Source organism: Bacillus sp. COPE52 (assembly GCF_003355115.1).
GTDB lineage: Bacteria > Bacillota > Bacilli > Bacillales > Bacillaceae_G > Bacillus_A > Bacillus_A toyonensis.
In genome coordinates, this window is record NZ_CP031292.1 from 3,922,582 (window position 1) to 3,934,685 (window position 12,104).

The window sequence follows — 12,104 nt, forward strand, 5'->3', positions numbered from 1 at the left end:
TTTCTTTGTAGTACGTTTCAATTTATAATAGCAAATGGAAGGAGAGTGCTTATGTCATTAACAAATGAACAACAAGAGCGATTTCAAATTTTGCTCCAGCAGTTGCAAATACCAGAAGACCTTATAAATCAATATTTACAGGGCGGTGGTATTGAAAAGCTAGTTATTGATAAAGCGAATAAAGGTTGGCATTTTGACTTACAAGTGCCACGTATTTTGCCGACAGAATTATATGAATTGCTAGAAGTGAAGCTTAAGCAATCATTTTCTCATATTGCAAGAACAACATTTGCATTACAAGCAGAGAATAAACAATTTACAGAAGAAGAAGTGAAGGCATATTGGCCGCTTTGTACGGAGCGAATTACATTTTCACCTATGTTTGCTTACTTAAAGAAGCAACTACCTCAGGTAAATGGAGTGAAGTTGTTAATAAATGTGAATAACGAGTTAGAATCTACTGCTTTAAAGAAAAATGTTACGAAACCAGTAGGTGATCAATACGAAGCTTTTGGATTCCCACGTTTTCAGTTAGACACACATATAAAGCAAAATGCAGAAGAAATGCAAAAGTTTCGTGAGCAAACTCAGCAAGAAGACCGTGAGCGTGTAATACAAGCTATGGAAGAAATGGCGAAGAAGCAAGCTGAAGAAAGTAGCGTTGTGCATGAAGGACCGGTTGTACTCGGATATCTTATTAAGCCAGATGAAGAGATTACACCGATGCGAGAAATTCAAGATGAAGAACGAAGAAAAACGGTTCAAGGGTATGTATTCCATGTAGAAACAAAAGAGCTTCGTAGTGGGCGTACGTTATTAACTTTAAAAATAACGGACTATACGGATTCTATTATGATCAAAATGTTTTCGCGTGACAAAGAAGATATTCCAATGCTGCAATCCTTGAGAAAAGGAATGTGGGTGAAAGCACGTGGTTCTGTTCAAAATGATACATTTGTTCGAGATTTAGTAATGATTGCAAACGATATTAATGAAATAACAGGACCATCTCGTAAAGATAAGGCGCCAGAAGGTGAAAAACGTGTAGAGCTTCACCTTCATACCCCAATGAGTCAAATGGATGCTGTTACGCCTGTCTCTAGGCTTGTTGCTCAAGCTGGTAAATGGGGACATGAGGCTATTGCAGTTACAGACCATGCTGTTGCTCAGTCTTTCCCAGAAGCATACTCTGCGGGTAAAAAGGCTGGGGTTAAAGTTATATACGGTGTAGAGGCAAATTTAGTTAATGATGGTGTACCGATCGCATATAACGAAGCGCATCGTTTACTTGCAGAGGAAACGTATGTTGTTTTCGACGTTGAGACGACAGGTTTATCAGCTGTATACGATACAGTCATTGAGTTAGCTGCCGTAAAGATAAAAGGTGGCGAAATCATTGATCGTTTTGAATCTTTCGCAAATCCGCATCAACCATTATCTGCGACGATTATTGAATTAACAGGTATTACAGATGATATGTTAACTGATGCACCAGAAGTGGACGAAGTGTTTAAAAAGTTTGAGGAATGGATGGGTGACCATACACTTGTTGCTCATAACGCAAGCTTTGATATGGGCTTTATTAACGTAGGTTTTAAAAAGGCAGGGCTAGCAAAAACGAATAACCCTGTTATTGATACGTTAGAACTTGCGCGGTTCTTATTTCCGGAAATGAAAAACCATCGATTAAATACGATGTGTAAAAAGCTTGATATTGAATTAACGCAACATCACCGTGCGATTTATGATACTGAAGCAACGGGATACTTACTTGTGAAAATGCTAAAAGATGTAATTGAAAAGGGATTTGAATATCATGATCAATTAAATGATAGTATGGGACAAGGGGATGCGTATAAACGTGGGCGTCCAAGTCATATGACATTACTTGCTACATCAGATGTTGGATTGAAAAATTTATATAAACTTGTTTCATATTCTCACCTGAATTATTTTTACCGTGTGCCACGTGTACCAAGGTCACTATTAAAAAAATATCGTGAAGGAATTTTAGTAGGAACGGCTTGTGATAAAGGTGAAGTGTTTGAGGCAATGATGCAAAAAGCACCTGAAGAAGTAGAAGAAATTGCGCAATTCTATGATTACATTGAAGTAATGCCTCCAGAGGTGTTACGTCATTTAGTAGAACGTGAACTTGTTCGAGATGAAGGACAATTAAAAACAATTATTTCTAACTTAGTAAAACTGGGTGAGACGTTAGATAAACCGGTTGTCGCTACAGGGAACGTGCATTATTTAGATCAAGAGGATGCTATGTATCGTAAAATTTTAGTGAGTTCGCAGGGCGGAGCAAATCCGTTAAATCGACATTCATTACCGCCGGTACATTTCCGTACAACAGATGAGATGTTAGAGTGTTTTTCATTTTTAGGTGAAGACAAAGCGAAAGAAATTGTAGTAACGAATACACAAAAGGTTGCGTCATTAATTGGTGATGTTCATCCAGTAAAAGATGATTTATACACACCGAAAATTGAAGGTGCTGATGATGAAACGCGTGATATGAGTTATAAAATGGCGCGTAGCATTTATGGGGAAGAGCTACCAGAAATCGTAGAAGCCCGATTGGAAAAAGAATTAAAAAGTATTATCGGACATGGATTTGCTGTAATTTATTTAATTTCACATAAGCTGGTGAAAAAATCGTTAGTAGACGGATATTTAGTAGGTTCGCGTGGATCTGTAGGTTCATCATTCGTTGCAACGATGATGGAAATTACAGAAGTAAATCCATTACCACCACATTATGTATGTCCGAAGTGTAAGCAATCAGAATTCTTTAATGACGGCTCGGTAGGTTCTGGTTTTGATTTACCAGATAAAGAATGTCCAACATGTAATGTTTCATATGTAAAAGATGGACATGATATTCCGTTCGAAACGTTCCTTGGATTTAAAGGAGATAAGGTACCCGATATCGATTTGAACTTCTCCGGCGAATACCAACCACGTGCCCATAACTATACGAAAATACTGTTCGGTGAAGATTATGTATATCGTGCAGGAACGATTGGTACAGTTGCAGAAAAAACGGCTTATGGATATGTAAAAGGTTATGCAAATGATCATAATTTAACGATACGAAATGCAGAAATTGACCGCTTAGTAGCAGGGTGTACCGGTGTAAAACGTACAACTGGACAGCATCCAGGTGGTATTATCGTTGTGCCAGATTACATGGACATCTTTGATTTCTCACCAATACAGTATCCGGCAGATTCAATAGGGGCTGAGTGGAGAACGACACACTTTGATTTCCACTCAATTCATGATAATTTATTGAAACTTGATATACTAGGACACGATGATCCGACAGTTATTCGTATGTTACAAGATTTAAGTGGTATTGATCCGAAAACAATCCCAACAGATGATCCGGAAGTAATGAAAATTTTCTCAGGTCCGGAATCATTAGGAGTAACGGAAGAACAAATTAACTGTAAAACAGGTACACTTGGTATACCGGAATTCGGTACGAAATTCGTAAGACAAATGTTAGAAGAGACAAAACCAACGACATTCTCAGAGTTAGTCCAAATCTCTGGACTATCACATGGTACGGATGTATGGCTCGGTAATGCAAACGAGTTAATTTATAACGGTACATGTACGCTGAGTGAAGTTATCGGTTGTCGTGATGACATCATGGTATATTTAATCTATCAAGGTTTAGATCCATCATTAGCCTTCAAAATTATGGAGTCGGTTCGTAAAGGTAAAGGTGTACCGGAAGAATGGGAAGAGGACATGAAAAGTAATAATGTACCAGGTTGGTATATTGATTCATGTAAGAAGATTAAATACATGTTCCCTAAAGCCCATGCGGCTGCTTACGTACTTATGGCTGTACGTATCGCATATTTTAAAGTACATTTTGCACTTTTATTCTATGCGGCATACTTTACGGTTCGTGCAGATGACTTTGATGTAGAGGCGATGGCAAAAGGTTCAGCATCTATACGTGTAAAGATTGATGAAATTGCGCAAAAAGGATTAGATGCAGCGCCGAAAGAGAAGAGTTTATTAACGGTACTAGAAATGACACTTGAAATGTGTGAGCGTGGATACTCATTCCAAAAGGTTGATTTATATCGCTCGCATGCAACAGAATTCATTATTGATGGAGACTCATTAATTCCTCCATTTAATGCGGTGCCTGGTCTTGGTACAAACGCAGCTTTAAGTATCGTAGAAGCTCGTAAAAATGGAGATTTCTTATCAAAAGAAGATTTACAGCAGCGCAGTAAGGTTTCTAAAACGATTATTGAGTATTTAGATAGTCAAGGTTGCTTAGGTGATCTACCTGATCAAAACCAATTATCACTGTTCTAGCAGGTAGGAAAAGTCTTTGCAAATCAGTATTTGCTATGGTATACTATTAACCGAGATAACCATGTCATGTATATTGTGTGAAAAAAAGAGTGGGGAAACCCACTCTTTCGTGTTACTATCTACGTTTTATTGATGTAGAGAGGTAAGAAATTTCTGTCGTATATACATATTTTGTTACAAGTTTTACTTCTTAAATTTGGTAATACTAAGACAGATATTCCCTGCTTAACGGCAGGGGCTTTTGTTAGCTAACGAGAAAGAATAAGATAGACCGTTTTTATGGACGGAATCTTTTCTTGTAAATGGTACATGGCGGCAGGAAGGAGGCTGTTTATGGATAAGAAAGTCACAGAAGTTGTAGAAGCATTTGCGCAGCCGATCGTTGAAGAGTTAAATCTTGAACTTGTAGATGTAGAGTATGTGAAAGAAGGACAGGACTGGTTCTTACGCGTATTCATCGATTCTGAAAAGGGAGTCGACATTGAAGAATGCGGTGCGGTAAGTGAACGTTTAAGCGAAGCTTTAGATAAAGAGGATCCAATTCCTCATCTTTACTTTTTGGATGTATCATCTCCTGGAGCAGAACGCCCATTAAAGAAAGAGAAAGACTTCCAGCAAGCGGTAGGAAAACAAGTGGCAATTAAAACATATGAGCCGATTGATGGTGAAAAAATGTTTGAAGGAAAGCTACTTTCCTACGATGGTACTACAATTACACTATTATTAACAATTAAAACACGTAAAAAAGAAATCCAAATTCCAATGGATAAAGTTGCAAATGCGCGACTTGCTGTTACGTTTTAGTTAGAAGGGGGATCTTCATGAGCACTGAGTTGTTAGATGCCTTGCTCGTATTAGAGTCAGAAAAAGGAATTAGCAAAGATATTATTATTGATGCGATTGAAGCAGCATTAATCTCTGCTTATAAACGCAATTTTAACCAAGCACAAAACGTTCGTGTGAGCTTTAACCCAGAAGTGGGAACAATTCAAGTTTTAGCACGTAAAGACGTTGTTGATAATGTGTTTGATCCACGTCTTGAAATTTCTGTTGAAGAAGCAAGACAAATTAATCCAAACTATCAAGATGGTGACGTACTAGAAATTGAAGTAACACCAAAAGATTTCGGCCGCATTGCAGCACAAACTGCAAAACAGGTTGTAACACAACGAGTGCGTGAAGCAGAGCGTGGTGTTATTTACTCGGAGTTTAGTGACCGTGAAGAGGACATCATGGTTGGTATTGTACAACGTCAAGATGCTCGTTTCATCTATGTAAGCTTAGGGAAAGTAGAAGCTTTATTACCTGTAAGTGAGCAAATGCCAAACGAACAATACAAACCACATGATCGCATTCGCGTATTCATTACGAAAGTAGAAAAAACAACGAAGGGACCACAAATTTACGTATCACGTACACATCCTGGTCTTTTAAAACGTTTATTCGAAATGGAAGTTCCTGAGATTTATGATGGAACTGTTGAAATTCGTTCTGTGGCACGTGAAGCAGGCGATCGTTCTAAAATTTCTGTACATGCAGAGAACATTGATGTTGATCCAGTAGGCTCTTGTGTAGGACCGAAAGGACAACGTGTACAACGCATTGTAGATGAATTAAAAGGTGAAAAGATTGACATCGTTCGCTGGTCAAATGATCCAGTAGAATATGTTGCAAATGCTTTAAGCCCATCACAAGTTGTTAAAGTACTTGTAGATGAAGAAGAAAAAGCAACAACTGTTGTTGTTCCAGACCACCAACTTTCATTAGCTATCGGTAAGCGTGGACAAAACGCGCGTCTTGCAGCTAAATTAACAGGTTGGAAAATTGATATTAAGAGTGAGTCTGATGCGAAACAACTAGGTATTGTAACAGAAGAAGATAGCGTAATCGCATTCGGATTCGATTCAGTTGAAGACGAAATCGAATAGAGGTGTTGAGTATGAGCAATCGAAAAGTTCCGTTACGAAAATGTGTTGCAACGCAAGAAATGAAATCAAAACGAGAGCTCGTTCGCATTGTTCGTTCCAAAGAGGGAGAAGTGTCCATTGATTTAACTGGAAAGAAATCAGGACGAGGTGCTTATTTATCGAAAGATAAAGAAAGTATTCTTCAAGCTCAAAAGAAAAATGTTTTGGAACATCATCTAAAAGCGAAAATCGACGGTTCTCTATACGAAGAGCTTCTTGAGCTTGTTGAGAAGGAGTCGAAATAAGTGTCCGATTGGAAATCGTTTTTAGGACTAGCAAACCGGGCTCGGAAAATTATTTCGGGTGAAGAACTTGTTTTAAAAGAAGTACGAAGTGGCAAAGCAAAGCTTGTGTTGCTATCTGAAGATGCGTCAGTGAATACAACAAAACGCATGACGGATAAAACGACGTATTACAACGTACCAATGAGAAAGGTCGAAAATCGACAACAATTAGGGCATGCGATTGGGAGAGATGAGCGAGTCGTTGTAGCTGTGTTAGATGAAGGCTTTGCGAAAAAGCTGCGTAGCATGCTCGATACAAATTACCGGGGGTGAAGGTATGAGTAAAATTCGAGTGCATGAATATGCAAAACAACATAATATCTCAAGTAAAGATCTTATGACAAAACTAAAAGAAATGAATATCGAGGTTTCGAATCATATGACAATGTTAGACGATGAAGTAGTAAACAAATTAGATAATGAGTACCAAGAAGAAAAACCTTCTGTTGCAGATGAGTTTGAAGTAGAAGAGAAAGTTGTTCGCAGTAAAAAGAACAGTAATAAGAAGAAGAAAAAAGGCAAAGATAACGAAGACAAGCGTCAAGATAACTTTGCTGGAAGACAACAAACGCAAATTGTAGAAACACCAGATAAAATTACTTTCTCTGGAAGCCTTACAGTGGGTGAGCTTGCTAAAAAATTAAGCAAAGAGCCGTCTGAAATTATTAAGAAGCTCTTCATGCTAGGAATTATGGCAACAATTAACCAAGACTTAGATAAAGATACAATTGAGTTAATTGCTACTGATTACGGTATTGAAGTAGAAGAAGAAGTAGTTGTAAGTGAAACTGAATTCGAAACATTCATCGATGAGCAAGATGATGAAGAAAATTTAAAAGAGCGTCCAGCTGTTGTTACAATTATGGGACACGTTGACCATGGTAAAACAACTTTACTTGACTCTATTCGTAATTCAAAAGTAACTGCTGGCGAAGCTGGTGGGATTACTCAGCATATTGGTGCATACCAAGTTGAAGTAAACGATAAGAAAATTACATTCTTAGATACGCCTGGTCACGCAGCATTTACAACGATGCGTGCTCGTGGGGCACAAGTAACGGATATTACAATTCTTGTTGTTGCAGCTGATGACGGTGTTATGCCACAAACAGTGGAAGCAATTAGCCATGCGAAAGCAGCTGGAGTACCAATTATTGTTGCTGTGAATAAAATGGATAAACCAGCGGCAAATCCTGATCGCGTAATGCAAGAATTAACAGAATATGAATTGGTTCCAGAAGCATGGGGCGGAGACACAATTTTCGTACCAATCTCTGCAATTCAAGGCGAGGGAATTGACAACTTGCTAGAAATGATTCTTCTTGTGAGTGAAGTAGAAGAATATAAAGCAAATCCAAATCGCTATGCAACTGGTACTGTAATTGAAGCGCAGCTTGATAAAGGTAAAGGAACTATCGCGACATTACTTGTTCAAAACGGTACACTTCGAGTTGGAGATCCAATTGTTGTTGGAACATCATTCGGTCGTGTTCGTGCAATGGTAAGTGATATTGGTCGTCGAGTAAAAGTTGCTGGTCCATCAACTCCTGTTGAAATTACAGGTTTAAATGAAGTACCACAAGCGGGAGATCGTTTCATGGCATTCGCTGATGAGAAGAAAGCTCGTCAAATCGGTGAATCACGTGCACAAGAAGCGTTAGTTGCTCAACGTGGTGAAAAATCTAAATTAAGCCTTGAAGATTTATTCCAACAAATCCAAGAGGGCGATGTAAAAGAAATTAACTTAATTGTGAAAGCAGACGTACAAGGTTCTGTTGAAGCAATGGCTGCATCACTTCGTAAGATCGATGTTGAAGGCGTAAAAGTAAAAATCATTCACACTGGTGTAGGTGCGATTACAGAATCTGATATTATTTTAGCTTCTGCATCTAATGCAATTGTAATTGGATTTAACGTACGCCCTGATGTGAATGCGAAGCGTACAGCTGAATTAGAGAACGTTGATGTTCGTTTACACCGTATTATCTATAAAGTAATCGAAGAAATCGAATCAGCAATGCAAGGGATGCTGGATCCAGAATTCGAAGAAAAAGTAATCGGTCAAGCGGAAGTACGCCAAACGTTCAAAGTAACAAAAGTTGGAACAATTGCAGGTTGTTACGTAATAGACGGTAAAATCACACGTGATAGTGGCGTTCGTATTATCCGTGATGGCGTAGTAATCTTCGAAGGACAACTTGATACGTTAAAACGTTTCAAAGACGACGTAAAAGAAGTTGCACAAAACTATGAGTGTGGTATTACAATTGAGAGATATAATGATCTTAAAGAAGGGGACATCATTGAAGCATACATTATGGAAGAAGTGAAGCGATGATTATCGCTTCACTCTCATTCGAGTGTATGATTTACGATGTGCATTCTTTAAAAGAGAAACGAGCAATTTTGCAAAGGGTGCTCACTCGTGTGAAGCAGCGTTATAACGTAGCTGTTTCAGAAGTAGGGCATCAAGATGTATGGCAACGTACAGAAATTGCAATTGTTTCCGTATCCTCAAATCGTGTTATCTGTGAAAAAGAAATGAATCGTGTACTTGAGTACATCGATTCATTTCCTGAAATTGAACGTACGATAACACAATTGGAATGGTACTGAATGAGGTGAAGAGTTATGAAATTACGTGCAAACCGTGTAGGCGAGCAAATGAAAAAAGAATTAGGCGACATTATCAGTCGTAAAATTAAAGATCCACGTGTCGGATTTGTTACAGTAACAGATGTGCAAGTGAGTGGAGATTTACAAATCGCTAAAGTGTATATTTCTGTTTTAGGTGACGATGAACAGAAAGAAAGTACATTAAAAGGTTTAGCGAAGGCAAAAGGCTTCATTCGTTCAGAAATCGGCCAACGTATTCGTCTTCGTAAAACACCGGAAATTTCTTTCGAATTTGATGAGTCTATTGGATATGGTCATCGAATTGATACACTTTTACATGAAATTAATAAAGACGGTAAACGTGAAGAATAATGGATAGACATTTGTCTATCCATTTTTTCAATGAAAAATAAGTTTGGATAATTATTATGAAAGAATTATGATGAGGTGAACATATATGGAAGGTGTAGTATTATTACATAAGCCAAAAGGCATGACATCACATGATTGTGTATTTAAATTAAGAAAGATATTACGTGAGAAACGAATTGGTCATACGGGAACATTAGATCCAGATGTAACAGGGGTATTACCGATTTGTGTTGGACGAGCAACGAAGATTGCACAGTTTTTAACGAGTGAAACAAAAACATATGAAGGTGAAGTAACATTAGGATTTTCAACAACAACTGAAGATGCTTCTGGTGAAGTTGTTAAAACGACAAATGTAGATCGTAGTATTACTCGTAAGGAAGTAGAAGGAGTTCTCGCAGCATTAACAGGTACGATTGAACAAACGCCTCCAATGTTTTCAGCTGTAAAAGTTAACGGAAAAAAATTATATGAATATGCAAGAGCGGGACAAGAAGTTGAACGTCCAGTTCGTACCATTACAATTCATGAATTCGTATTACTTGATGACCGTGAAATGTTTGAAGGGGAAAACATTTCATTCCGTTTCCGTGTAACGTGTAGTAAAGGGACATATGTAAGAACGCTAGCAGTAATGATTGGTGAAAAACTAGGTTTTCCATCACACATGTCCCATCTTGTAAGAACGGCATCTGGTGAATTTTTACTAGAAGATTGCATATCATTTGAAGAAATTGAAGAAAACGTGCAAAATGGAACAGTAGAGTCTATCTTCATTTCAATTGATGAAGCATTAAGTAAATTCCCAAAAATGGTTGTAGATGAAAAGCAAGCAGAAAAAATAAAAAATGGTATGTTCTTAAAGAATGAATTAGAAATAACAGCACCATTCATTACAGTATTTGATAAAAATGACCGTTGCTTAGCGATTTATGAGCATCATCCAAAACACCCTGGTATGCTAAAGCCAATGAAAGTACTTGTGAATAATCAAGAACTAAAGCTATAATGAATTATTGGAAGGATTATTACAGAAAAAGGTGAATTCAAGCGTGAAACTTATTCATTTAACTCATCCACATGAACAAAATAAATTAGAATTACCACCTACTGTAATGGCATTAGGATTTTTTGATGGCATTCATTTAGGGCATCAGTGTGTGATTCGAACTGCGAAACAAATAGCGGATGAACGCGGATATAAAAGTGCAGTTATGACATTTCATCCCCATCCATCTGTTATTTTAGGGAAAAAGGAAGCGCATGTGGAGTATATTACACCGATGCGTGATAAAGAAAAAATAGTCGAAAACTTAGGAATCGATATATTATATGTTATTAAATTTGATGAATCGTTTGCAGGTTTATTGCCACAGCAATTTGTAGATGATTATATTATTGGTTTAAATGTAAAGCATGTAGTAGCAGGGTTTGATTATTCATATGGACGTTTAGGAAAAGGGAAGATGGAGACTTTACCATTTCATGCAAGAGGGGAGTTTACACAAACTGTGATTGAAAAAGTTGAATTTCAAGAAGAGAAGGTAAGTTCTACAGCATTACGAAAGTTAATTCGAAATGGTGAAATGGAACAAATTCCATCTATTTTAGGTAGAGCCTATACAGTGGGAGGAACGGTTGTACATGGCGATAAACGTGGACGACAAATTGGTTTTCCAACCGCTAATGTAGGTTTAAGTGATGAGTATTTATTGCCACCTGTAGGTGTTTATGCAGTGAGATTAAAAGTTCACGATGAATGGTACGATGGTGTATGTAATATTGGATATAAACCAACTTTTAAAGAAAATGAGCGTCAATTATCTATTGAAGTACACTTATTTGAATTCACCAAAGACATATATGATCAAAGTGTTACAGTTGAGTGGCATATGCGTATAAGAGAAGAGAAGAAATTCAATGGTATTGATGAGCTAGTTGAACAAATCGCAAAAGATAAGAAAACAGCACAAGAATATTTTGCGAGTGAAAAGAATATACTTGCTTTTTCAAATGAAAAGTAGTATTCTATGTTATGTACTTTATGACAACCATTGCTTGGCATTGCGACTCACCGACGCTTGCTCGGTAATTGGGGGTTTAATTAATAGGAGGTGAAATAGGATGGCTTTAACACAAGAACGTAAAAATGAAATCATTGCACAATTTAGAACTCATGAGACTGATACTGGTTCTCCAGAGGTTCAAATTGCTGTCCTAACGGAGCAAATTAACACTCTAAACGAGCACTTACGTACTCACAAGAAAGATCATCATTCACGTCGTGGTCTATTAAAGATGGTTGGTAAACGTCGTAACTTACTAACTTACCTTCGTAATAGCGATATCACACGTTACCGTGAATTAATCACAAAGCTTGGCTTACGTCGATAGTCAAAGAAGCGGGAATATTCCCGCTTTTTTGTTAGGTAAAAATATATCTTCTACGCTTTATAGCTTACTTAATTTTCGGCAATACTAGAGGTAGAATATTGTGATATACTATCCATTT

At 37.5% G+C, this 12,104-nt stretch carries 11 protein-coding genes; all 11 read left to right on the plus strand.

Going from position 1 to position 12,104, the window contains the following annotated elements; translation table 11 throughout:
• Window positions 1–51: 51 nt before the first annotated feature.
• The 11 genes from DPQ31_RS19735 to rpsO all read left to right on the plus strand — a co-directional run bounded on the left by DPQ31_RS19735 (window position 52) and on the right by rpsO (window position 11,986).
• Window positions 52–4,353 (plus strand): PolC-type DNA polymerase III, encoded by a 4,302-nt coding sequence (locus DPQ31_RS19735; RefSeq protein WP_000060011.1) that lies wholly within the window; start codon window positions 52–54, stop codon window positions 4,351–4,353.
• A 333-nt stretch (window positions 4,354–4,686) separates the two neighbouring features.
• Window positions 4,687–5,157: a ribosome maturation factor RimP gene (rimP, locus tag DPQ31_RS19740; protein WP_000359095.1), complete on the plus strand. Its 471-nt coding sequence runs from the start codon at window positions 4,687–4,689 to the stop codon at window positions 5,155–5,157.
• 17 nt (window positions 5,158–5,174) lie between these two features.
• Window positions 5,175–6,281, plus strand: a complete 1,107-nt coding sequence (gene nusA, locus DPQ31_RS19745; RefSeq protein WP_000102596.1) for a transcription termination factor NusA — start codon at window positions 5,175–5,177, stop codon at window positions 6,279–6,281.
• An 11-nt stretch (window positions 6,282–6,292) separates the two neighbouring features.
• Window positions 6,293–6,565: an RNase P modulator RnpM gene (gene rnpM / locus DPQ31_RS19750; protein ID WP_000071127.1), complete on the plus strand. Its 273-nt coding sequence runs from the start codon at window positions 6,293–6,295 to the stop codon at window positions 6,563–6,565.
• Complete coding sequence (locus DPQ31_RS19755; RefSeq protein WP_001286525.1) at window positions 6,566–6,877, plus strand: YlxQ family RNA-binding protein; 312 nt, start codon at window positions 6,566–6,568, stop codon at window positions 6,875–6,877. It abuts the gene before it with no gap.
• Between the two features lie 4 nt (window positions 6,878–6,881).
• Window positions 6,882–8,942 carry a translation initiation factor IF-2 gene (gene infB, locus DPQ31_RS19760; protein ID WP_000036352.1) on the plus strand — a complete coding sequence of 687 codons (2,061 nt, stop codon included), beginning with the start codon at window positions 6,882–6,884 and terminating at the stop codon, window positions 8,940–8,942.
• Window positions 8,939–9,220, plus strand: a complete 282-nt coding sequence (locus DPQ31_RS19765; RefSeq protein WP_000582364.1) for a DUF503 domain-containing protein — start codon at window positions 8,939–8,941, stop codon at window positions 9,218–9,220. Before infB ends, DPQ31_RS19765 begins: the two co-directional genes overlap by 4 nt.
• A 15-nt stretch (window positions 9,221–9,235) precedes the next feature.
• Window positions 9,236–9,592 (plus strand): 30S ribosome-binding factor RbfA, encoded by a 357-nt coding sequence (gene rbfA / locus DPQ31_RS19770; protein ID WP_000776439.1) that lies wholly within the window; start codon window positions 9,236–9,238, stop codon window positions 9,590–9,592.
• 85 nt (window positions 9,593–9,677) lie between these two features.
• The gene (gene truB, locus DPQ31_RS19775; protein ID WP_097956965.1) at window positions 9,678–10,601 is read left to right on the plus strand and encodes a tRNA pseudouridine(55) synthase TruB; all 924 of its coding nucleotides are present in this window, start codon (window positions 9,678–9,680) and stop codon (window positions 10,599–10,601) included.
• 43 nt (window positions 10,602–10,644) lie between these two features.
• Window positions 10,645–11,616 (plus strand): bifunctional riboflavin kinase/FAD synthetase, encoded by a 972-nt coding sequence (gene ribF, locus DPQ31_RS19780; RefSeq protein ID WP_208730910.1) that lies wholly within the window; start codon window positions 10,645–10,647, stop codon window positions 11,614–11,616.
• Between the two features lie 100 nt (window positions 11,617–11,716).
• Window positions 11,717–11,986: a 30S ribosomal protein S15 gene (rpsO, locus tag DPQ31_RS19785; RefSeq protein WP_001229392.1), complete on the plus strand. Its 270-nt coding sequence runs from the start codon at window positions 11,717–11,719 to the stop codon at window positions 11,984–11,986.
• Window positions 11,987–12,104 lie beyond the last annotated feature (118 nt).

Bases quoted from the DNA above. Each gene is read 5' to 3' on its own strand.
- DPQ31_RS19735 (WP_000060011.1), top strand. From the start codon at position 52: ATGTCATTAACAAATGAACAACAAGAGCGATTTCAAATTTTGCTCCAG.
- rimP (WP_000359095.1), top strand. From the start codon at position 4,687: ATGGATAAGAAAGTCACAGAAGTTGTAGAAGCATTTGCGCAGCCGATC.
- nusA (WP_000102596.1), top strand. From the start codon at position 5,175: ATGAGCACTGAGTTGTTAGATGCCTTGCTCGTATTAGAGTCAGAAAAA.
- rnpM (WP_000071127.1), top strand. From the start codon at position 6,293: ATGAGCAATCGAAAAGTTCCGTTACGAAAATGTGTTGCAACGCAAGAA.
- infB (WP_000036352.1), top strand. From the start codon at position 6,882: ATGAGTAAAATTCGAGTGCATGAATATGCAAAACAACATAATATCTCA.
- DPQ31_RS19765 (WP_000582364.1), top strand. From the start codon at position 8,939: ATGATTATCGCTTCACTCTCATTCGAGTGTATGATTTACGATGTGCAT.
- rbfA (WP_000776439.1), top strand. From the start codon at position 9,236: ATGAAATTACGTGCAAACCGTGTAGGCGAGCAAATGAAAAAAGAATTA.
- truB (WP_097956965.1), top strand. From the start codon at position 9,678: ATGGAAGGTGTAGTATTATTACATAAGCCAAAAGGCATGACATCACAT.
- rpsO (WP_001229392.1), top strand. From the start codon at position 11,717: ATGGCTTTAACACAAGAACGTAAAAATGAAATCATTGCACAATTTAGA.